Annotated in this window: 20 protein-coding genes, 2 pseudogenes and 1 riboswitch; of the genes and pseudogenes, 13 read left to right on the forward strand and 9 right to left on the reverse strand. The window is 46.9% G+C overall.

Translation table 11 applies throughout. The features are described from left to right. Window positions 1-93: 93 nt before the first annotated feature. On the reverse strand, window positions 94-384 hold the full coding sequence (locus SB724_RS18835; RefSeq protein WP_003156265.1) for a DUF3817 domain-containing protein: 291 nt from the start codon (window positions 382-384) through the stop codon (window positions 94-96). 174 nt (window positions 385-558) lie between these two features. Here SB724_RS18835 and lrpC point away from each other — a divergent pair, with 174 nt between their 5' ends. The 10 genes from lrpC (at window position 559) to SB724_RS18885 (ending at window position 15,001) form a co-directional block, all read left to right on the forward strand. Then, complete coding sequence (gene lrpC, locus SB724_RS18840) at window positions 559-993, forward strand: transcriptional regulator LrpC (protein WP_007410180.1); 435 nt, start codon at window positions 559-561, stop codon at window positions 991-993. 63 nt (window positions 994-1,056) lie between these two features. Continuing rightward, window positions 1,057-3,243 carry a DNA topoisomerase III gene (locus SB724_RS18845; protein ID WP_029326219.1) on the forward strand — a complete coding sequence of 729 codons (2,187 nt, stop codon included), beginning with the start codon at window positions 1,057-1,059 and terminating at the stop codon, window positions 3,241-3,243. A 232-nt stretch (window positions 3,244-3,475) separates the two neighbouring features. Further along, the gene (locus SB724_RS18850) at window positions 3,476-4,552 is read left to right on the forward strand and encodes a lipoprotein YdaJ (protein WP_410572300.1); all 1,077 of its coding nucleotides are present in this window, start codon (window positions 3,476-3,478) and stop codon (window positions 4,550-4,552) included. Further along, on the forward strand, window positions 4,533-5,381 hold the full coding sequence (locus SB724_RS18855; RefSeq protein ID WP_003156258.1) for a diguanylate cyclase domain-containing protein: 849 nt from the start codon (window positions 4,533-4,535) through the stop codon (window positions 5,379-5,381). Before SB724_RS18850 ends, SB724_RS18855 begins: the two co-directional genes overlap by 20 nt. Then, window positions 5,371-7,098, forward strand: a complete 1,728-nt coding sequence (locus SB724_RS18860) for a DUF2334 domain-containing protein (RefSeq protein ID WP_410572302.1) — start codon at window positions 5,371-5,373, stop codon at window positions 7,096-7,098. The genes SB724_RS18855 and SB724_RS18860 overlap by 11 nt, the downstream gene beginning before the upstream one ends. Next, a complete protein-coding gene (locus SB724_RS18865) occupies window positions 7,091-8,353 on the forward strand; it encodes a glycosyltransferase family 2 protein (RefSeq protein WP_410572304.1) in 1,263 nt (420 codons plus the stop codon). The genes SB724_RS18860 and SB724_RS18865 overlap by 8 nt, the downstream gene beginning before the upstream one ends. Before the next feature lie 5 nt (window positions 8,354-8,358). Further along, entirely contained in the window at window positions 8,359-10,464 is a 2,106-nt protein-coding gene (locus SB724_RS18870; protein WP_410572306.1) for a cellulose biosynthesis cyclic di-GMP-binding regulatory protein BcsB, read from the forward strand. Window positions 10,465-10,598: 134 nt separating this feature from the next. Next, a riboswitch (cyclic di-AMP (ydaO/yuaA leader) is annotated at window positions 10,599-10,745 on the forward strand. Window positions 10,746-10,901: 156 nt separating this feature from the next. Further along, entirely contained in the window at window positions 10,902-12,722 is a 1,821-nt protein-coding gene (locus SB724_RS18875) for an APC family permease (protein ID WP_410572308.1), read from the forward strand. Between the two features lie 53 nt (window positions 12,723-12,775). Next, a complete protein-coding gene (locus tag SB724_RS18880; RefSeq protein WP_410572310.1) occupies window positions 12,776-13,222 on the forward strand; it encodes an NUDIX hydrolase in 447 nt (148 codons plus the stop codon). A 57-nt stretch (window positions 13,223-13,279) separates the two neighbouring features. Beyond that, window positions 13,280-15,001 (forward strand): pyruvate oxidase, encoded by a 1,722-nt coding sequence (locus SB724_RS18885; RefSeq protein ID WP_410572312.1) that lies wholly within the window; start codon window positions 13,280-13,282, stop codon window positions 14,999-15,001. Between the two features lie 261 nt (window positions 15,002-15,262). On the opposite strand, the gene SB724_RS18890 is transcribed toward SB724_RS18885, so the two are convergent. From SB724_RS18890 to SB724_RS18910, 5 genes are all read right to left on the reverse strand, one after another. After that, a complete protein-coding gene (locus SB724_RS18890) occupies window positions 15,263-15,493 on the reverse strand; it encodes a hypothetical protein (RefSeq protein WP_007609513.1) in 231 nt (76 codons plus the stop codon). A 380-nt stretch (window positions 15,494-15,873) separates the two neighbouring features. Further along, window positions 15,874-16,431 carry a hypothetical protein gene (locus SB724_RS18895; RefSeq protein ID WP_410572314.1) on the reverse strand — a complete coding sequence of 186 codons (558 nt, stop codon included), beginning with the start codon at window positions 16,429-16,431 and terminating at the stop codon, window positions 15,874-15,876. A gap of 95 nt (window positions 16,432-16,526) precedes the next feature. After that, on the reverse strand, window positions 16,527-17,105 hold the full coding sequence (locus tag SB724_RS18900) for a hypothetical protein (RefSeq protein ID WP_172645800.1): 579 nt from the start codon (window positions 17,103-17,105) through the stop codon (window positions 16,527-16,529). Window positions 17,106-17,330: 225 nt separating this feature from the next. Next, the gene (locus SB724_RS18905; protein ID WP_012116848.1) at window positions 17,331-17,597 is read right to left on the reverse strand and encodes a hypothetical protein; all 267 of its coding nucleotides are present in this window, start codon (window positions 17,595-17,597) and stop codon (window positions 17,331-17,333) included. 105 nt (window positions 17,598-17,702) lie between these two features. Then, window positions 17,703-18,980 carry an Nramp family divalent metal transporter gene (locus SB724_RS18910; RefSeq protein ID WP_410572320.1) on the reverse strand — a complete coding sequence of 426 codons (1,278 nt, stop codon included), beginning with the start codon at window positions 18,978-18,980 and terminating at the stop codon, window positions 17,703-17,705. 656 nt (window positions 18,981-19,636) lie between these two features. On the opposite strand from SB724_RS18910, the gene SB724_RS18915 reads away from it, so the two are divergent. Next, the gene (locus tag SB724_RS18915; RefSeq protein ID WP_007410203.1) at window positions 19,637-19,990 is read left to right on the forward strand and encodes a hypothetical protein; all 354 of its coding nucleotides are present in this window, start codon (window positions 19,637-19,639) and stop codon (window positions 19,988-19,990) included. Between the two features lie 58 nt (window positions 19,991-20,048). Here the strand turns inward: SB724_RS18915 and SB724_RS18920 are convergent. The 3 genes and pseudogenes from SB724_RS18920 to SB724_RS18930 form a co-directional block, all read right to left on the reverse strand. Next, window positions 20,049-20,264 (reverse strand): annotated as a pseudogene (locus SB724_RS18920) (DUF2188 domain-containing protein); the annotation flags it as partial. A gap of 57 nt (window positions 20,265-20,321) precedes the next feature. Then, window positions 20,322-20,729: a DUF5360 family protein gene (locus SB724_RS18925; protein ID WP_410572317.1), complete on the reverse strand. Its 408-nt coding sequence runs from the start codon at window positions 20,727-20,729 to the stop codon at window positions 20,322-20,324. Next, window positions 20,726-21,091 carry a DMT family transporter gene (locus tag SB724_RS18930; RefSeq protein ID WP_017419236.1) on the reverse strand — a complete coding sequence of 122 codons (366 nt, stop codon included), beginning with the start codon at window positions 21,089-21,091 and terminating at the stop codon, window positions 20,726-20,728. The genes SB724_RS18925 and SB724_RS18930 overlap by 4 nt, the downstream gene beginning before the upstream one ends. 165 nt (window positions 21,092-21,256) lie before the next feature. Between SB724_RS18930 and SB724_RS18935 the strand changes: the two genes are divergently transcribed. Both SB724_RS18935 and gsiB read left to right on the forward strand, forming a co-directional pair. Then, window positions 21,257-22,063, forward strand: a complete 807-nt coding sequence (locus SB724_RS18935) for an EcsC family protein (RefSeq protein WP_265973382.1) — start codon at window positions 21,257-21,259, stop codon at window positions 22,061-22,063. A gap of 99 nt (window positions 22,064-22,162) precedes the next feature. Then, window positions 22,163-22,342: pseudogene (gene gsiB / locus SB724_RS18940) on the forward strand (glucose starvation-inducible protein GsiB); the annotation flags it as partial.

The raw sequence follows: 22,342 nt of genomic DNA on the forward strand, positions 1-22,342 counted from the left end.
TCTAATTTCGGATAACAATCATCCGTATTCAAACTTGAAGGTGTTTTTATTTGTCTCATCTTATGGGGTCAGTCCCTCTGCAGAGGAGCTTTTTTATTGATAATTTCTAAGGCCGCGGTCATAAATAAAATTACCGAACGGAATAAAGGCCGCGATAAAACCGGCGGCTGACCATTTCACATGCCATTTGACAGTAAACGCCGCATACGCCAGCACCGCCAGATAAATGATAAACAAACCGCCGTGAATGGAACCGGCAATGGTGACGGCGAGCGGATGATGAGCCCAATACTTCAGCGGCATCGCGATAAACAGCAGCACCAAAAGCGACATTCCTTCAATAAACCCCATCGTGCGAAGTCTGCCGATCGGCGTGTGTAACATACAGCTCCCTCCTGTCGGACATCTTTTTTCCTCTATACTATAAGCAAAGGGCAGTCCTAATATGACCATTTCGCGTCAGTTCCTAAAAAACCTTTATTAATTCAGCCTGTTGTTCTTGTCATTTTCGGATTTCTCTTGATAATATAGCCAAAAGGGTAAGGAAGGACTACAGTCATGAAACTAGATAATGTTGATCTGAGCATCATTAAAGAGCTGCAGCGGGACAGCCGCCTGTCTATGCGGGAGCTTGGCAGAAAAATCAAATTGTCAGCCCCGTCCGTCACAGAGCGTGTCAGACAGCTTGAATCTTTCGGCGTTATTAAGCGCTATACATTGGACATTGATCAAAAAAAGATCGGGCTTCCCGTCTCCTGCATTGTCGAAGCGACGGTGAAAAACGGAAAATACGATCAATTCAAAACCTACATTCAATCCATTCCCAACATTGAATTTTGTTTTCGGGTCGCCGGGGCGGCGTGTTATATGCTGAAGATGAACGCGGACAGCCTGGAAACGATCGAACACTTCATCAACCGCACCTCTCCGTATGCCCAAACCGTGACCCACGTCATTTTCTCAGAAATTGACACAAAAAACGTCCTCGATTAGAGAGAGCGTGAGGAAGTCTGTTATAATAACAGGATGATTGTGAAAGAAAGAGAAGTGAAAAGCATGTCAAAAACAGTTGTATTAGCTGAAAAACCTTCAGTCGGCCGGGACTTGGCCCGCGTGCTGAAGTGTCATAAAAAAGGAAACGGATATCTTGAAGGCGACCGCTACATCGTCACATGGGCGCTCGGGCATCTGGTAACGCTCGCTGACCCTGAAGGATACGGCAAAGAATTTCAATCATGGCGGCTTGAGGATCTGCCGATTATTCCGGAGCCTTTGAAGCTCGTCGTCATTAAAAAAACAGGAAAACAGTTCAATGCGGTCAAAGCTCAGCTTGTCCGAAAAGACGTCAGCCAGATCGTAATCGCTACAGACGCAGGACGGGAAGGGGAGCTTGTGGCCCGCTGGATTATCGAAAAGGCAAACGTCCGCAAACCGATTAAGCGGCTGTGGATTTCCTCTGTGACGGATAAGGCGATTAAAGAAGGATTTCAAAAGCTCCGCAACGGCAAAGAGTACGAAAACCTGTATCATTCCGCCGTTGCCAGAGCGGAAGCGGATTGGATCGTCGGCATCAACGCGACTCGCGCGCTGACGACAAAATTTAACGCGCAGCTGTCATGCGGACGCGTCCAGACTCCGACACTGGCGATGATCGCCAAGCGTGAAGCGGACATTCAGGCGTTCAAACCCGTTCCTTATTACGGTCTCCGCGCGGCGGCTGATCAGATGACGCTGACATGGCAGGATAAAAAAACAAAGCAGACTAGAACATTCGATCAGACGGTGACCGGCCGTTTGGCAAAAGACCTGCAAGGAAAGCCGGCAGTCATTTCAGAATTGAAAAAAACGGCGAAGAAAAGCTTCGCACCCGGTCTTTACGACTTGACGGAATTGCAGCGGGACGCTCATAAGCGCTTCGGTTTCTCCGCAAAAGAAACGCTGTCCGTGCTTCAAAAGCTGTATGAACAGCATAAGCTTGTCACTTACCCGCGGACAGATTCCAGATTCCTTTCCGCAGACATCGTGCCGACTTTAAAAGACCGTTTAAACGGCATGGAAGTTAAGCCGTACGCGCAATACGTCAATCAAATACTGAAGCGGGGCGTCAAAGCGCATAAAGGATTCGTCAATGATGCGAAAGTATCGGATCACCATGCCATTATTCCGACAGAGGAGCCGCTGATCCTTTCAAGCCTCAGCGACAAAGAACGAAAGCTTTACGATCTGATCGCCAAACGTTTTCTCGCCGTGTTAATGCCGGCGTTCGAATACGAAGAAACAAAGGTCACAGCCGATATCGGCGGCGAAACATTTACCGCAAAAGGGAAAACGGTTCAATCGCCTGGCTGGAAAGCCGTGTATGATATGTACGAGGATGACGACGATCATGAGGAAGACAAAGACCAGACGCTCCCGGATCTTCAGCAGGGTCAGCGCCTCACTGTCTCATCATTGAAAGAAACGAGCGGACAGACGAAACCGCCGGCGCGCTTTAATGAAGGCACGCTGTTATCCGCAATGGAGAACCCAAGCGCCTTTATGCAGGGAGAAGAGAAGAACCTTGTGAAAACATTGGGTGAAACCGGCGGACTCGGAACAGTCGCCACCCGCGCTGATATCATAGAAAAACTGTTCAACAGTTTCTTAATCGAGAAAAAAGAAAAAGATATTTTCATCACGTCAAAAGGGAAGCAGCTCTTACAGCTCGTCCCGGAAGATTTAAAATCACCGGCCTTAACCGCTGAGTGGGAGCAAAAGCTCTCCGCCATCGCAGCGGGCAAACTGAAATCCGCCGTGTTCATTAAAGACATGAAAACATATGCGGGCAAAACGGTGAAGGAAATCAAAAACAGCAGCCAAACTTTCAGACATGACAACATTTCAGGCACCGCCTGCCCTGATTGCGGCAAAATGATGCTTAAAGTCAACGGCAAACGCGGCACGATGCTCGTATGTCAGGATCGTGAGTGCGGCAGCCGGAAAACGCTGGCAAGAAAAACAAACGCCCGCTGTCCGAACTGTCATAAGAAAATGGAGCTTCGCGGCCAGGGTGAAGGCCAAACCTTCGCATGTGTATGCGGCCACCGGGAGAAACTGTCCGTCTTTGAAAAGCGCAAGGCGAAAGATAAATCCGGACGCGCATCCAAGCGGGACATCAACTCTTATATGAAAAGCCAAAACAAAGAGGAGCCGATGAACAACGCGCTGGCAGAACAGCTGAAAAAACTCGGCCTGGATAAATAGATCAGAGAAAGGCAGCATTTGTAACGAAATGCTGCCTTTTGTTGTGTTTTTTACTGTAATGGGAATACGATCCATGTGAAGAGGGAAAAGGTAGCAGTCGGCGCTCCCATTTAAAATTTCCCAATGTGAAAAAATGCTAGTATTCTTTTATCGTTTCCTATATAGTAAAAATACTTTGTGAAAAAATAAGATATGGGTCTAAAAAAGGATTTGTAAAATAGGAGGATAGACTGTGAAGCAATTCGTTTTTCGTCTGATGATCCTTTTGATTTCGATCGTTCTGACGGCGGGGTGCGCGGAGGCCGGCACTGAAAAACAGGCGGCGGCCGAACCGCTTCAGCCCGCAGAGCATTTTATTTATCATAAATTGATGAACGGGCGGGGGATGATCCGGACGAACATATCCGGTGAGCCGGAATATTTATCTGAGTCTCTCGGACTATGGATGGCATTTTTGCTGAACAGGAAAGATGAACGGCAGTTTCAAGCGCAATATCAGCTTCTCACCGATTCGTTTCTGACGAAAAACGGGCTCGTGTCGTGGAAGATTGACGGGAATAAAGCGAGCGGCACCAATGCCTTAATTGACGATTTCAGAATTATGAACTGTCTGAATGAGGCCGGAACCCTGTGGGGTAACAGTGAATACGGGAAAACAGCGGTGCAGATCGGGAAGGCGCTGAAAAAATACAATACGAATGACGGGTATTTTACGGATTATTATGATGCCGCTTCAAATGCCGCGTCAAAGACCGTGACGTTGTCCTATGTCGACCCAGGCGCCTTACAGATGCTCAGAGAAAAGGGGATTATCGATGAGAAAACGGAAAACCGGAACCTTCATGTTCTCAATCTTGCGCCCCTGAAAAATGGTTTTCTGCCGAAATCGTTCAATACTGAAACAAAGGAATACAAATATGACAGCGAAGTGAATGTCATCGACCAGCTGTACGCCGCCGTGAATCTGAAGCGGGGCGATGGCAAAGCCGCCGCGCTGTCAAAATGGATGATAGAGGAATTTAAGTCGCGCGGACAGCTGTACGGACGATACAGCGCAGACACGAAAGAGCCGGCGGTTCAGTACGAATCACCGTCCGTTTACGCCCTGGCCGTTCTTTTTTTAGCAGAACAAAAAGCTGATCCGGCTGTCATCAAGCCGCTTTATGAAAGAATGACTTCATTTGAAACACTGGACACGCTGAAACCTGATTACGGCGGCTATATGAGCGGGGGCGATACACATTCTTTCGATAACCTGCTGCCGCTTCTGGCTGAAAGGAAATTGTTTAATGAAAATATCATTCAATGAATCACAAAAACTGTGCAGCTACACAGCAGTTATGCTGGTGCTGCTGTCTTTTTTTATTTACTATGCGTCTCAGCAATCCGCAGGGCTTCTGATAACCTGCATCACATTGCTTGTTGCGGGAGCCGGCATATGGTTCGGGGCAATCTATGCGCTCGTCATCACCTTACTCGTCTTATTTGTTCTCGGCAGCCTGCTCCTGTGGTTTCAGACCGGGAGCTTTATGGCGTCTGCCGGTGCCGAAAGTCTGCAGGTGCTGGTCATTTGGGGGATTGCGCTGCTGCTCTTTTCTTACATAGCGGGAAGGATTCACGAGTTGGCGAAGGGGCTTGAGCGCTCAGTGAAACAGCTGCGTGAAGAGATTACGAGCTTTGTCGCCGTCGACAGGGTGACCGGCTTTGACAACCATCTGCGGATGAAGCTGGAGCTTTCTGAGGAAATCAAGCGGGCTGAACGCTACGGCAATTCCTTCGTCTTTTTGCTGCTGCACATGCATTATTTCAAGGAATTCAAATCCCTCTACGGAGAAAAAGAGACCGACCGCCTGCTGGCATTTATCAGCCGCCAAATCCGGTCAAGCGTTCGGGAAACAGACAAAAAATTCAGGCCGTCCGCCGAACGGTTCGGCATCGTGCTGACCCATACGCCTGAAGAAAACATGCCGGCCGTTCTGGCGAAGCTGAAAAAGGAATTGGATACGTACCGGCTGCAAAACGGTAAATACGTCTCCATCACCTTCCGTGTATGTTACTTGGCGTACCGAAAGGATTTACAAACGGCCGAGCAATTTTTAAATGAACTGGAAAACGAGATGATGATGAATGAACTCTAAATGGATACGTCTCTTACTCTCGGCGCTCTTCATGATTTCGGCGGTTTATGTTCCCCGTCCGGCGGAAGCAAAAGACAAAAAGGACGGCATTCTCATTATTTATACAAGCACGGACGGCAAAGAAACCGCTGAGGTCAAAATGCTTGATCTGACCGCGGGCCATTTCTCATCCGCCGTCACCGTGAAAAGCGACGGAGACATCACAGCAGCCGATCTCAAAAAGAATCGGCGCGTCATCTATTACGGCGTCACGAAAAAAAAGCTCAGCGCATCATTTGTGTCTCTGATCAGCAGTATGCCGCAAAAGCTGATCAGCATCGGCTATAACGCTGGGCAGTTCCGCCAATTTGCGGGTTTGTCCCTGACAGAAAAAGAAACGGTATACCGTATTTACGGCAAGAAAGAAAAAACAGACATGCCGCTTGAAAAAGGGATGTCCGTGCTCGGCGTATCGGGAGTAAAAGGGGAGCCCCTTTATACATACCGGTCCGGTGACGGCAGCATCCTCCCTTTTATGTGGAAAACGGCGCGCTCTGACTATTATTTCGGTGTGACGAGCCTGTTAAATGATTCGTTTCTGACGGCGAAAGCGCTGCGCAACGCATTCGGAGAATCAGAGGGCGGCACCCTCCTTTATTTACGGCTTGAGGACATCAGTCCGATGTCAGATGAAACATTGCTTTACGAAGCGGGCGCTTACCTGCATAAAAGACACATTCCGTTTATTCTGGCAGTCATTCCGGTCTATCTCAATCCGGAAAACGGAGAAAAAGTATACCTGGCGGACAAGCCGAAAATGGTAAGCGTCTTGAAAAAACTTCAGCAAATGGGCGGCAGCATCATTATTCACGGCTACACGCACGCATACCGGTACAGCGAAACGGGAGAAGGCTTTGAATTTTGGGATGCCAAAGCGGATCAGCCGATTACGTCAGAAAATGCGGATGATACTCCGGTCAAGCTTGAAAAGGAACAGGATTTTCCGAATGAAAAAGCGTACCGGGCGTATGTGAAGCCTTTCCGTGAAAAAGAAAACATCTACACGAGAACGAAGCTGGAGCAGGCGATTGACGATCTGACAGAACTCGGCCTTTACCCGCTGTCATTCGAAGCGCCGCACTATACGATGTCTGAAGAAGGCTACAAAATCGCATCTTCTTATTTCTCCAGCATTTTCGGACAAGTGCAGCTAAGCGGCACGACGTGGAAAACCTCGGGCGCCCCTCCGTTCGTCTCAAAGCCGGCTATGCTGCACGGGATGACGCTGTACCCAGAAACAATCGGTTATGCCGATAACTCAAAGGAAAATCCGCTCGGAGATATGGAGAATCATATTTCGCAGATGATTGATTTCGGCGGCGGAGTGGCGGGCGGTTTCTACCATCCGTATCTCGGCATGAAATTCCTCCCCGAGCTCGTCAATCAGATGGAGCGGATTCCCGGCGGCGAGTGGCTCGATCTGAAGAAAACGAAGCAAACGGTAACGTCGGACAGCGTCAGGATCAAAACGGACGGAGACGGAACCATTCATGTGGAAAACAAGATTCATCCGATAACGGCCTTTTTCAATCACCATCAGCAGACGCCTCTGGAAAAAGCGCTTTGGATTCTCTCCGGCGTGGTGTTATTGTTTATCATCATGTTCGCCTGCTACGTTCTTTATTTGCGCGCCACATTAAAAAAACGAATCTTTAAGGAGAGAAGAAGCCTTGAGTAACATTCTGTTTTTTATCTCATTAAGTTTAATATGGGTGATGCTTCTCTATCACATGTTTCTGATGCAGGGCGGATTCAGGCATTATATGACCTACGAACGGAACATTCCGAAATGGCGCGCAAAGATGGGGGAGCTCCCGAAGGTCAGCGTGCTCATTCCCGCGCATAATGAGGAGGTCGTCATCAGGCAGACGCTGAAGGCGATGGTGAACCTGTATTATCCGAAAGACAGGCTTGAGATCATCGTCGTTAACGATAATTCCTCCGACCGGACGGGAGACATCGTCAATGAATTTTCCCGTCAGTATGACTTCATTAAAATGGTCATCACAAAGCCCCCGAACGCCGGAAAAGGAAAATCTTCGGCGCTGAACTCAGGGTTCGCGGAATCGAACGGAGACGTGATCTGCGTGTATGATGCGGACAATACGCCGGAAAAAATGGCGGTGTACTACCTGGTTCTCGGTCTGATGAATGATGAGAAAGCGGGAGCGGTTGTCGGGAAATTCCGTGTCATCAACGCGGCCAAAACGATCCTGACGAAGTTTATCAATATTGAAACCATCTGCTTTCAGTGGATGGCGCAGGGCGGCAGATGGAAATGGTTCAAAATCGCCACCATCCCGGGGACGAACTTCGCGATCAGGCGGAGCATTATCGAACAGCTCGGCGGCTGGGATGATAAGGCGCTGGCGGAGGATACCGAGCTGACCATCCGCGTGTATAATCTCGGTTATCACATCCGCTTTTTCCCAGCGGCCGTGACATGGGAGCAGGAGCCTGAGACATGGAAGGTGTGGTGGCGTCAGCGGACAAGATGGGCGCGCGGCAACCAATACGTCGTTCTCAAGTTTTTATCCCGATTTTTTAAGCTGAAACGCAAGCGGATCATCTTCGATCTGTTTTATTTCTTTTTTACGTATTTTTTGTTTTTCTTCGGTGTGATCATGTCAAACACGATTTTTATCATCAATCTTTTTTACGACCTGCATCTGGCAGTCGGGTTTTTGGCGATGATTTTGTGGATACTGGCCTTTTTCCTGTTTATGACTGAGGTCATGATTACTTTAAGCATTGAAAAAACAGAAATGAACAAACAAAACTTCTTTATCGTATTTCTGATGTACTTTACATACTCTCAGGCTTGGATCGTGCTCGTCATCTGGTCATTATTCACAGAGATCAAGCACCGCTTGTTCAAGCAGGAAGTCAAGTGGTACAAAACGGAGCGATACAATCAAAATAAAAGCGGGTGACCTTTTTGAAAAAAGCGATCATATTAATAACCGGCCTTTTCCTATTGATGTATAACGGGCAGGCGGCCGCGGCCCGGGAACTGAAAACGGACGGTTCCGCCCTCGGAACAAGCGCCGGCGCAAAAGAGCAGCAGGCGCTGACTGGCGATCTGATGACACTGTACGGGGCGAAAGACAGCACAGAGCTGACCTATCAGATTCCTGCGGGAGCTTCGAATGCCGATCAGTCGCTTCTGATTGATTACGAGGCGTCAAACTTATTAATTGCCCCGTCTTCTTTAACCATCGCCATTGATGATGAACCCGTCAAATCCATAAAGCTTGACGGCAGTTCCAAGCGGAAAACGGTGAAGCTCAATCTCAGCAAAAGCCAATCCGCCCAAGGCTATCACAATGTATCATTACGATTTTACGGCGTGTTAAAAGAGGGCGTCTGCGTCAGGCAGGATACGTCAGGCAACTGGATAAAAATTTATCCGGACAGCCGTCTTGTACTTTCAGAAGCAAGCAAGTCAAAGGGAGCGGATCTCGGCCATTTCCCATATCCGTTTGCCCAATCAGGCAATACGGGTGAAGAAACCGATATTATCCTTCCTGACAAACCGACCTCGGCGGAAGCTGAAGCCGCAGTCAAAACAGAAGCATTTCTGAAAACGGCAGACAGCAGGCTGAAGGTTTCCTATGTAAAAGAATCCGACGCCGGCAAAATCAGCAATCCGTCAATTGTCATCGGTGCTGATCAGCATTGGAACGGGAAAATAAAAGAGCTTTTCGAACGGGGGAACATCAAAGCGGAAGACAACAAACTTCTTCTCGCTGAACGGGTTCTGACATCAGGTGACAAACGGCAGCCCGTCCTGTTTGTCACGGCGCAATCAGACAAAACGCTGGCGGATAAAATCCGCGTCATCACAGACAGCGCTTATTCAGGCCAGCTGGGCGGAGATACTTTGACAATCGGCCGCCTTCAGCCCGCTGCGGAAAAGACAGGTAATAAACTGACACTAGAGGACTTCGGCGCGGGAAATGTAACGGTCGGATCAAACAAAACGGCGTCAGAGCACTTCTTTTACCCTGCGGCGGCCGCTGTTGATAAAGACGGTAAGGTCAAGCTTTCACTTACATTAAAGACGTCGGAATCAGTCCGGAAGAAGGCGGATTCAGATGATGACGCCGAGAGAGCGGAACTGAACGTCATGGTCAACGGACAGCCGAATGCGGTGCGTCTTGATGATCTCGGCAATCAAGATAAAGACGGCTTTTACCACGTCTCAATCCCGATTGATCCGAAGCTTTTGCACAGCAGCAGATACATTGATCTGCAATTTGTCACATCAGGTTTGAAACATAACAATCCGTGTATCGACCGTGACGAAAACAAATGGGTCTATATTGATAAAAGCAGCACGCTGACGTATCCGGTAAGCGATGCGGCGCAGAAAGCGGATTTCGGGCAATGGCCGCTCCCGTTTGCGGGCGGCGGGAAAGAGAAAACAGTGATCGTCATCCCGGATGACGTAAACATGCAGACACTGAAAGAACTTTCTCTGGTGGCGGATTCATTCGGAAACGGCTTTACCGTAAAGACGGCATCAGACATGAAGGAAGCGGATGCCAAAGGTCGGAATGTTGTGTTTATCGGTGGCCTGCCGCAAATTCCGCTTTTGAAATCAAACGCCTCTAAGCTTCTCGTGCCGTCAGACCGCAGCGGAGCTTACGATGTTTCTTCGTTTCAGATGCTGAATGAGACAACGAAACAAGTCGCGTTTACCCAGAAATCACCTTGGGACTCAGACAGCAGTATTGCTGTTTTTGCTCCGTTATCAGGAAGCGGCGCGTCTGTCACAAAAGAGCTGATCAGCTTTTTAGACAGCACAAGCGATGCGGCAACCGTCATCAACGAAACGACAGGCAAGCAGCTGTTTTCGAACCATCAGCAAATCAAGTCAGATGACAGCAGTCCATCGGCTGATACGAAAAGCCGTTCCGCAGCACTGAACGTCACGTATATCGCTGTTTTTGCGGCGCTTATGATCATTGCGGCCGGTCTGATCTGGCTGACGGCAAGAAGGAAAAAAAGAAAAACGGATCATGAAAAAAGCGAAGAGTAATGAAGGAAAAAGAGGCCGTTAACAGGCCTCTTTTTTTGTATTTTTATTTCCATTTTTGGCGGTGATTTTTTTATTTTTGAAACAGCATAAAAGCCCCTTTACAACTGAACGGGACGGGAGTATGATCTCTTTTATAATCTATATCGCTTAATCTGTAATCAGAGCGGGGGAACCAATTTGCGGCGCGTCATGCCGCTTGGGGTGAATCCTTTTTCAGGTAGGGCCAACTCTCATAAGCCCGAATCCGACAGCTAACCTCGTAAGCGTTCATGAGAGGAGATGAATGAAACCTGTGCACGATTATGGCGCAGGGGCATCCGTTTGCCTCTGTGTCTTTTTGCTGTGCTGAAATAAGGCATGCAATCAGCATTCGGAGACATCATAGCAGTAAGGCTTTGTAAATCAAACGGAAAATGAAAAAAAGGGGAAGACAACAAATGTACCATTCAATCAAAAGATTTTTGATTGGGAAACCGCTGAAATCACAGGCGGCCGGAGAGCAAAAACTTACGAAACTCAAGGCGCTCGCCATGCTTTCTTCAGACGCGCTGTCATCAGTTGCTTACGGAACGGAACAGATTCTGATCATTTTGGCTGCGGTAAGCGCGGCCGCGTTTTGGTATTCCATTCCGATCGCAGCGGGTGTTCTCATTTTGCTGCTTGCTTTGATTCTGTCCTACAGACAGATTATTTACGCTTATCCGCAAGGCGGAGGCGCTTATATGGTTTCTAAAGAAAATCTTGGTGAGAAGCCCGGCCTGATTGCGGGCGGCTCATTGCTTGTTGATTATATTCTGACGGTGGCGGTAAGCATTTCTGCCGGAACTGACGCCATTACATCGGCATTTCCGGCTTTGCACCCGCATCATTTGCTCATTGCTGTTTTGCTTGTGATTCTGATTATGATTTTAAATTTGAGAGGACTGTCAGAGTCGGCGTCCATTTTGGCGTATCCCGTCTATCTGTTTGTGGCGGCGCTTGTCCTTTTGATCGTCGTCGGGCTGTTTAAGCTCATGACGGGCCAGGTTCATCCGGTCGAACACACGCCGATCGGCACACCCGTGGCGGGCATTACGCTGTTTTTGCTGCTGAAGGCCTTTTCATCCGGCTGTTCGGCACTGACCGGTGTTGAAGCCATTTCAAACGCGATCCCTGCCTTTAAAAATCCTCCGGCGAAAAACGCGGCCCGCACTCTGGCCATGATGGGGATTCTGCTGGCGATCTTATTTACGGGGATTACGGTGCTGGCGTACGGCTACGGCACGGGACCGAAGCCTAACGAGACCGTTATTTCACAAATCGCCGCGGAAACTTTCGGCCGCCATACGGTGTATTATTTCATTCAAGGCGTTACATCTTTGATTCTCGTGCTTGCGGCGAATACGGGCTTTTCCGCTTTTCCGCAGCTGGCGTTTAATTTAGCGCGCGATCAGTATATGCCGAGAATGTTTACGGTACGGGGCGACCGATTAGGATTTTCAAACGGAATCATCTTTCTCGGTATCGCGTCCATCTTGCTCATTCTTTTATTCGGCGGCCGCACGGAACATTTAATTCCGCTTTATGCCGTCGGCGTGTTCATTCCGTTTACGCTGTCGCAGACGGGAATGTGCATCAAGTGGATCAGGCAGAAGCCGAAGGGCTGGGCGGTAAAAATGCTGATCAACTCATGCGGCGCCGCCATTTCATTTATGGTGCTGTGTATTTTATTCGCGACGAAGTTCAATCTTGTCTGGCCGGTGCTGTTATTCATGCCTGCTGTCGTCATGCTGTTTTTCGTCATTAAAAATCACTACACCGCGGTCGGCGAACAGCTGCGGGTCGTTGATCAGCAGCCTGAGGAAATCAGGGGAACCGTCGTCATCGTGCCTGTCGCCGGTGTCACCACCGTCGTCCAAAAATCGATTCAGTATGCGAAATCATTATCGGATCAGGTTATTGCGGTTCATGTTTCCTTTGACAGAGAAAACGAAAAAAAGGTGGAAAAGCGCTGGGAAGAACTTCATAACGGCGTCCGCCTCGTCACCCTGCATTCCTCATACCGCAGTCTGGTTCACCCGTTTGATAAATTTTTGGAAACGGTCGAACAGAAAGCGAAAAAAGAACAGTTCTCCGTGATGGTGCTGTTTCCGCAATTTATTACGAAAAAACGCTGGCAGACCATCCTTCACAACCAATCAGCCTTCTTGCTCCGAGTCCGGCTGTTTTGGAAGAAGGACATAATCGTCGCCACCCTGCCGTATCATTTTAAAAAGTAACGGCAAAGACCGCAGGCTGAAATGCCGCGGTCTTTTTTGTAAAGGAGGACGCCATGGCTCAAGGCGCTTTTGTCATCATTCAAAATGACGGGCGGGACATATTGCTCGTAAAACGAAAAGACATTCCCTTATGGGACTTGCCCGGGGGCGGGATCGCAGAAGGTGAAACACCTGAATCCGCAGCCGTAAGAGAGGCCTTCGAAGAAACCGGTTATAACGTGACCATCCTGCAAAAAGCCGGTGAGTATGAAAGGCCGGCATTTGAAGATACACAACATGTCTTCATCGGAGCCATTACCGGAGGAACACCGCTGATGAACGGGCCGGAAACCGCCGCATTACGCTGGTTTTCCTCAAACCGGCTGCCGCTGTTCATGGTGCCGAACAGGAAACTCCAAATAAAAGACGGACTCAATGGGGCGGCAAATCGTAAGGCAGTCCTTAAAGACCGAAATCTGTTATCCATCCTTGATCGGCTGAGAAAAAAGCTGAGAGTATAGCCCGTGTTTCAACCCGTATGAAAAAGGGGATGAATACAGGTAAAAGGAGGATGCAGTATGCCAAGTAAAACAGCAGGACACGTAATGACGGAGCTGCTTGAACAATGGGGAGTCGGTCATATATACGGCATTCCCGGAGACAGCATTAATGAATTTATCGAAGAACTGAGACATGAACGAAATAACCTGACATTCATCCAAACCCGGCACGAAGAAGTCGCAGCCCTGGCTGCCGCGGCTGAGGCAAAACTGACCGGGCAGATCGGTGTCTGCCTTTCAATCGCAGGACCGGGGGCCGTTCATCTGCTGAACGGTTTATACGACGCCAAAGCGGACGGCGTTCCGGTGCTGGCGATTGCGGGACAGGTGGCTTCCGATGAAATCGGCCGTGACAGCTTTCAGGAAATCAAATTAGAGCAAATGTTTGAGGACGTGGCGGTGTTCAACCAGCAAGTACATACGGCAGAAGCGCTGCCCGATCTTCTGAATCAGGCGATCCGCACGGCTTACAGCAAAAAAGGCGTTGCCGTTTTAACCGTTTCTGATGATTTATTCGCGCAAAAAATCAAACGGGAGCCGGTTTATACATCGCCGATATACCTCAAAGCCGATATAGAGCCGAAAAAAGAACATCTCGTGACATGCGCGCAATATATTAACAACGCAAAAAAACCGGTCATTCTCGCCGGCCAAGGGTTAAAATCAGCAAAAGAGGAGCTGCTCGCATTCGCCGATAAAGCGGCCGCTCCAATTGTGATTACCCTTCCGGCAAAAGGCGTCGTGCCTGACAGCCATCCCCACTTTCTCGGGAATCTCGGGCAAATCGGCACAAAGCCCGCCTACGAAGCAATGGAGGAATGCGATCTGCTGATCATGCTCGGCACATCGTTCCCATACAGGGATTATCTCCCGGATGATACGCCCGCCATTCAGCTTGATTCGGATCCGGCGAAAATCGGGAAGCGCTATCCCGTCAATGCGGGAATCGTCAGTGATGCGGCTCTGGGGCTGAAAGAGCTGACGGAATACATTGAATATAAAGAAGACAGAAGGTTTTTGGACGCCTGCACCGAGCACATGAAGCATTGGTGGAAGGAAATCGAAAAGGATGAAACCGAAGCGACTCATCCGCTCAAGCCGCAGCAGGTCATTGCCCGGCTTCAGGATGCCGCCGCAGAGGACGCCGACCTGTCAGTGGATGTCGGAACGGTTACGGTGTGGATGGCCCGCCATTTTAAAATGAAGAAGCAGGACTTTATCGTCTCAAGCTGGCTCGCCACGATGGGATGCGGGCTTCCGGGAGCGATTGCCGCAAGCCTTGCCGAACCTGAGCGGCAGTCCATCGCCATTTGCGGAGACGGCGGATTTTCAATGGTAATGCAGGATCTGCCGACGGCTGTTAAATACAAACTGCCGATTACGGTTGTCGTTTTAAACAACGAAAATTTAGGCATGATTGAATATGAACAGCGGGTCAAAGGCAACATTGACTACGTCACCCAGCTGCAAAATATGGATTACGCCGCTTTTGCAGAAAGCTGCGGGGCAAAAGGGATCAAAGTGACGAAACACGAGGAATTGGCTCCCGCTTTTCATGAAGCGCTCAACTCAAATGAGCCGGTCGTCATCGACGCCGTCATCGGCGACGAGCCGCCGCTTCCGGGAAAAATCACTTACGGCCAAGCGAAGGGCTTCAGCAAATACATGCTGAAAAATTTCTTTGAAAACCAAAAAATCGAAATGCCGTCGCTCAAGAAAAGCTTAAAACGGCTGTTTTAAAAAAGCCGGCGCTTACAAAAAAATAAACAGGCTGCATGCCTGTTTATTTTTTTAGGCTTTCTTATTGATGATTATTTCTTTACTGACCCCTTCCATGGTAAGGAAGGGGTCAGCAGTTTGAACCCGCTTGGAAGCTTAGAGGACGGGGACCGCAATCGAAAGTATATCGTATTAAAATCTGGGGAAACGGTAAAGAAAATCGTAAAATTCGCAGCTGGCGAGCGATGGCTGATTAAAAAACTCGTGAAGGACCAGTGCAATTCATCTCAAGAACAGCCAGAGAGCGGTCACAACAGCGATCATAAAGTAATCTCCCTCATTCAGTGTAGTTCCATTTTTGACAAATACATGTGCCGTCCGGTTTGTCTTTGTCCCTTTCGGGGTTTTAAGCGCAATGTTCTTCCCTATATTGTAATAAACAATTTTAAACAAATAATATGCCAGCGAACAGAGTAAAAAGAGCAACATGAACTTGCCAATAAACAATATCATGTTTCATTACTCCCTATTGCAGTTTTTTCATTTGAATATATGACGGAAATGTCAGGAGGTTATATAAAAGGAGAAGTATTTTACAGAGGCTGGTGTTATTCATTAATGATTGGCTCACCGCAACATCCCCAGATCCGGAATCATTTCAAAACGAGAGAGAAGCCCGAGGATTATTAAAAAACAGTCCCTAATTTGTCCGCTTTTTTTTGAAAATTTGATCTAAGATGAACATAAAGAGGGTGAATAAGAAGGACACCGTAATCATATCTATCAGAGATAGGTTAGGAGTTTTTTTTATTAATAGCAGCCATACCACCTGCAAAACTAAAGAAATAGAAAAATAAGATATATATGTCATGATCCTCATATTTGTTACCCCCTTAGCCTAATTTCTCTTTTGTGAACTTATCCAAATTAGTGAAAAGGATATCCAATCCCGAAAATAAGAAAGTGATGAACAATGAAAGAAGAATTTCTCCACCTTGAAATATAGATATGTTCTTAATGATATGATTGGAAACGTATTGAATTGAGAAGTAAACAGCAGCCCATGCAAAAATGAATTCAAGGATATACGCTGACCAAGCAGGCAATGTCAAAACATGAGTCATTCCTTTTACAATTGCTGTAAGGATAAGCATATAAACTAAAGCTAAGATACTTACGACGACAGAAAATATGTATAAGTCTGAAAGTGAACCATAGATGATATATTCTCCGAAAAAATGATTTACAGTTATAGCTATAAAATAAATAACTAGGCTAGGTACAGTCACAGCGAAGAACAGGGAGAATCCAATTAGCCCTATGAATGCTGCATGAGCTAAGCGGTTTGGCGGTGTATCCACGATCTCTTTTTTTAATAGAATCATAAAAATAAGAGATGAAATCACAAGGCAGCATAAGAAAGTGAGCAGAACAGTAAAAAAGACAGTCATGTGACATCTCCAATGAAAAAGTGCTATTAGAGTGAATCTAACAGCACTTTGCATTACTTCATACGTATTTTCCTGACGATCATTTATGAATGATTTTAAAATGCTTTCATTGCTAAAGTTGTCAATTGAGCGAGGTTTTTAGCCTGGCTGTCAGAAAGTCCGGACTTTTTAAGTGAAAGATAAAGATTCTTTTCCACGTCAGCCCAGCTTAAGGCGACATACTCGTTCAGCATTTTCTTTAAAACCGGTTCTATGTGTTCATTGAAAACGGATTCGAGTTCATTTCTTATTTTCTTTCCTGCTAATTTTTCAACAAGATTGAATAATTTTGTTTTATTTTTCAGCACTTCTCTGATTACATCTTTGACTGGTTTTGACACAGATGCATCGCTTTGTGCTTTAAGTCCGTAGGAAAATTGCGTATCAGTCTGATAAAAAAATGATTTGGTCGTTCCAGTGGCATTGGCAGTATTATTATGATTTTCTTTAGCTAAGGATGCGGGGACAAAAGCAGTAGTTACAAGGGCTAAAGATGCGGCAAACAGAATGCCTTTAGCTGCGTGTTTAATGGGAAATCCTCCTTTAGAAATGTAGTGTAGAGAGAAATGAAAGACTATGTATTTAGGCGGGACCGATATGATCCGCTTTGAACATTTTCCCCTCTCAGATACCATTCTATCAATAGGTATTTTTGGGGTAAATAGGATTTTAATACAGTATTTTTCTTATAATTCAAAATCTTCTTTAGCAGGATTCATTTTGGCTGCAGTTTCGATGAGATGGGACATGGGCTGAAGCCTATATAACACATGTACAGGCTGTTTGAGGCGGAATCACATTATCGGAGCGGTTTTATAATTTAGGGTTAATGAATAAAAATAAACAGGCGGCATGCCTGTTTATTTTCGTTTGCGTGAAAGAGCGAAGAAAAACGGGAAGGCGGAGCCGGCCAATAACGTACCGAATAAAAACATGCCCCCGATGAACACATGATAGTTCACCCCGCCGATCCAAAGCCCCGTGATTAAGGAAACGATGCTTAATGCGATCATCAAAAAGCCGGGAATCAGACGTTTCTTACCCGTTGTCCGATAAGCAATAAGAGAACAGAAGATGCCGATGACAATCGGCACAATCCACAGATAAAAAAGGATAAATACTGACATAAGCAAAACTCCGATTTTTCTTCTATCATACCAAAAACGCCCGGAAAAAGATACGAACGGCACCCGGCGTCAAAAGAAAAACCGGCCGCTATGGCCGGTTTTTTTCTAACGGAATGAATCGTAGATCACAAACAGATTAAGCGCGATCACCAAAACCGCAATCAGCCAGGCGAGAGCCGTCACCCATTTTCGGTTCGTCAGGGCGCCCATCAGGCGTTTGTTGCTTGTAAACATAATCAGCGGCACGAGCGCAAAGGAGATGCCGAATGAAAGAACGACCTGGCTCCATACGAGCGCTTCTGTGGCGTTGACCCCCGAGATAATGATGATCATCGGCGGAATGATGGTAATGAAACGCCGCAAATAAAGCGGGATACGGTAACGGATGAAGCCCTGCATGATAATATCGCCTGACAATGTGCCGACAGAAGAGCTTGAAAGTCCTGCGGCCAGCAGCCCGATCCCGAAGAGAATGGCTGAAGCCGGTCCGATATAGTGGCCGAATTGCTGATAAGCCACGTCTAAATCTTCTACATACAGCCCGTTCTTGAAGAAAAGCGCGGCAGCGACGATGAGCATGCTTGCGTTAATCGCCCCGGCGATCACCATCGCGATGAGAATGTCAATCGTCTCGAATCTAAAAATCTTTTTCCGCTCACTATCCGTTTTTCCGACGACACGGCGCTGTGTCAGTGCGGAATGTAAGTAAATGGCATGCGGCATCACGGTTGCGCCGAGTATCCCGGTTGCCAGAAGCACACTGTCCATTCCGTCAATTTTCGGGATAAACAGCCCTTCGAGAACGGAGGCGGCGTCAGGTTTGGCAAAGAAGGTTTGCAGAGCGAAGGCGATCACCACGACAAACAGAAGTCCGGCAATGCCCGCTTCCAGCGCCCGGTAACCCCGGCGCTGCAGCTCTAAAATCGCGAATGATCCGATTGCCGCGATAATGGCCGCTTCAACCATCGGTATGCCGAACAGCAGGTTGAGCCCGAGCGCCGCCCCGATAAATTCTGCCAGATCAGTTGCCATAATCACCAGTTCACCCTGTATCCACAGCCCGGATGATACCCATTTCGGATACCGGTCTCTGGCGATTTCCGGAAGGTTTTTACCCGTGGCGATTCCGAGCTTCGCGGAAAGAACTTGGATTAAAAAAGCCATCAAGTTTGAAAAGAGGATGACCCACAGCAGCATATACCCAAATTTCGAACCAGCTGAGATATTCGTAGCGAAGTTTCCCGGATCAATGTAGGCAATCGCCGCGATAAAGGCTGGGCCTAAGAAAGGCAGAAGCCGCTTGAATCCCTTGCTTTTGCCGTCAAGTGCATCCTGCACGGCTTTTGCTTGCAGTGATTGTGCTGAGATGTCTTTGCTCATTATGTCTCACCTAAATTCCGATAGATTTTTAGCTAAATAACAAAAAGTTTCCTAGATGCAAATTATTTTATCTACATCATAAATCTGCTATTATGAGATGTCAAGTTCTTTATGTTCAATAAACCGGCACATTGATGCCCTGTTTTATCTATGATATGTATCCCGCCGAAGAAAGGTCCGAAAATGAAAACGGCATCGTTCCGGGAAAGAAGCGATGCCGTTCGCAAAGCGTGTTTCCGCGTCCGATCATGCGCGGATGCGTTGAGCGTTCTTTTAAAAAGGTGAAAAGAGGACACTTGCCCATATCACTTCACAATTTTCTGTCCGCCCAACTGATCCTGAGAAAAAGACGCTGTATTTCCTCCGTTTTCCCGGGTAAATAGAATAATAATGTTTCTTTCCATTGGAAGATAAAATCTTTCTGTACCATTCAAATGACCTCCGGAAAAACTCCGGCCGCTCTGAATAAACGTTTGAATCAACGATATATCAGTGATTCCAGTCCAATAAACCGCTGTTATTTATCAAATAAAGAATCGGCATGGTCACTTGCGAAGAAAAGAAGTTGGAGCATTAGACTTATTTCAGTCTCCCGGGCGAAAAAGTATAATAACGTCAGGAAATCTTTCCAGCCATATGATAAAAGAGGGGGAATTTTCTTGGTACGTCGTTTGTCGATCATTTCTTTAGCCATGATTTTTGCTGTTTCTTTATTCGCTTTTGGCGGCTCTGCATCAGCAGCAGCTTTCAAACCTAAAGCTGAACCGGACGTTTCCATTTTAGCCAGCGGGGGCACAGTCGGTATTTACGGTGCTAACATGCGCTCATGCTCTAAGGTCAGCTGTTCAACGATCACAACATTCTCAAGCGGTAAAAAAATTACAGGTTCCTGGGTAACCGGAGAATATGTTCAAGGCCACTACACCAATTCCAATAAATGGCTGAAAGTCACGTATGCAGGAGCGACAGGCTACGTTTCAGTCACCACACTATCTTATTATTACGGTTTATAATCAGAAAAACCTCGTTCTCTTGAGAGCGGGGTTTTTCCTTTATTCCGATTCAATTTCCGCGTTTCGTTTCATCATCGTGTTTCATCAGCTGATCGATTTCTTCCTTAGAAGCGTTTTTTTTCCACTCTTTCGCCTGACTTGTCGCAATGGGAATGGCCCGTCCTTCTTCATAACCCTCATCTACCATCGCATTCGCGATTTCGATCGCTTTTTTCTTCACAGGTTCCTCGAGATTCTTCAATGATTGCGGATAATCCTTCATAGACCAAGGCATGTCTATCACTCCTTTATGAAAAGTGTTTCCCGCCTGGAGAAAAAGAAAACCGCCTCATCAAAAAGAATGACAGCTATTGTGACGAGAGACCAGCAATTTCCGAATAAAATATAAAGGATAAAGAAGCAAGTACAGATTGAATGCCCACCACATAAAATCAAAATCACCGATAAATACCCAAAAGGCAATCGCTTGCAGGCCTGAACAAAAGGTCAGCACAAGTGATATTAATGCGAAAGAGCGCCATAACGCATGTTTCCGTTTATAAAGAAACAAGCTGTACAGCCCGGTTATCGAAATGAAAATATCTAAGGGAAAGAATGACCAGTTCCAGGCCATTATCATGGCGTTATCATAATCTTTAAACACCATGTTTTTTGGAATCCACTCAAAAAAAGTAACAATCCAACAAACGATAAATCCAATATCTGTAATGAGGAAGAGAACCTTTAACCCTTTCATCATCTGTTTCTGTCCGTATGAACGCTGATGCCGTTTGATGACGTTTCACTTTCAGAAATAAAGTTTAAGGAAACGACACCGATGATGATCAGAAGAACAGAGACAGCTTTTATGACAGAGAACTGTTCATGAAAGAAAAAAATTCCGATCATGGAAATCAGCACGATCCCCATTCCCGACCAGACCGCATACGCGATGGAGACACTTATATATTTCAAAGTCAAAGTAAGAAAACAAAGGCTGCCGATATAAAACAATAATAATAAAATACTTGGGACAAGTTTTGTAAATCCATTTGATAATTTCATGCTGACCGTACCCAATACTTCAAAAATGATCGCTAAACTTAAATAAATCCATTGCATTCAACATTCTCCTTCAATCTTATTATTCAGAATTATACAATATATATAATTTGAAGAAAATTAAACAATGGAATGTTTTCCGGATAAAAAATCCGGCCGGGTGTAAAAAGAAAACGCCATAAAGGTATACTATGAACAAAGAATCAGAAAGGACGTGCAGGACGGGTGACAGAAGAGCGGACAGACCTGGAAAGACAACTGAGAGACATTCAAAAATGGGAAAAGGCGCAGCAGAGGGTGATGTTCTGGCAAACATTCACCCGATTGCCGTTTCAGCTTTTGGACAAGCTGACACCGCAATTTATTCAGAGGAAAATCGGACTCATTCTCGATGAAACGGGAACGTTTATTCAGTCAGGCGGACAGTACCTTACATCAGAAAAGCGCATCATGAAAAAGTTTCAAAAACGGCTGCCGCACGGTACATGTCAAACGCTTCGCGACATCCGCAATGCGCCGCTTGCCGTCATGGACGAAATCGCAGAAGCCATAGCGCGTACAAGCGTAAAGGCCGCGACGGTGCAGGGAGCCGCAACGGGAGTCGGCGGCGTATTCACGCTGGCGGCAGACATTCCGGCGATGCTCGGCCTGTCCTTAAAGACGCTGCAGGATATCGCGGTTGCTTACGGCTTTGATCCGAAAGACAAAAAAGAACGCGTGTTTATCGTCAAATTGCTCCAGCTTGCATCCAGTGACGTCATCGGAAAAAAAGCGATTCTGCAAGATTTACGGCAATATGATCAAAACGACCGCGCCTATCAGCGCGTCGCCTCGCAAATCCAAGGCTGGCGGGAAGTCGTTTACAGCTACCGCGATACGTTCGCTGCGAAAAAACTGCTGCAAATGGTTCCGGTCGCGGGCATCATCTTCGGCGCGTCCGCCAACCGTTCAGCTTTAGAAAGCATCGCAGAAACAGGCATCATGCTTTATAAAAAACGCCGGATTTTAAAACGCCTGGACGATACAGAATGATAAAAACCACCCGAAAACACATTCAATGTGTTTTCTTTGTTTAGCAGTTCTGAAATCGGGAAACCAACAACCAACACCAATTAAAGGAGGAATTCAAAAATGGCACAAGATAATAACAAAATGAGCAGAGAAGAAGCAGGTAAAAAAGGCGGAGAAGCGACAAGCAATAACCATGACAAAGAATTCTATCAGGAAATTGGTCAAAAAGGCGGAGAAGCCACAAGCAAAAATCACGACAAAGAATTCTATCAGGAAATCGGTGAAAAAGGCGGAGAAGCC

Origin of the sequence: Bacillus sp. SIMBA_031 (genome assembly GCF_046535225.1) — a bacterium.
Taxonomy (GTDB): Bacteria; Bacillota; Bacilli; order Bacillales; family Bacillaceae; genus Bacillus; species Bacillus velezensis.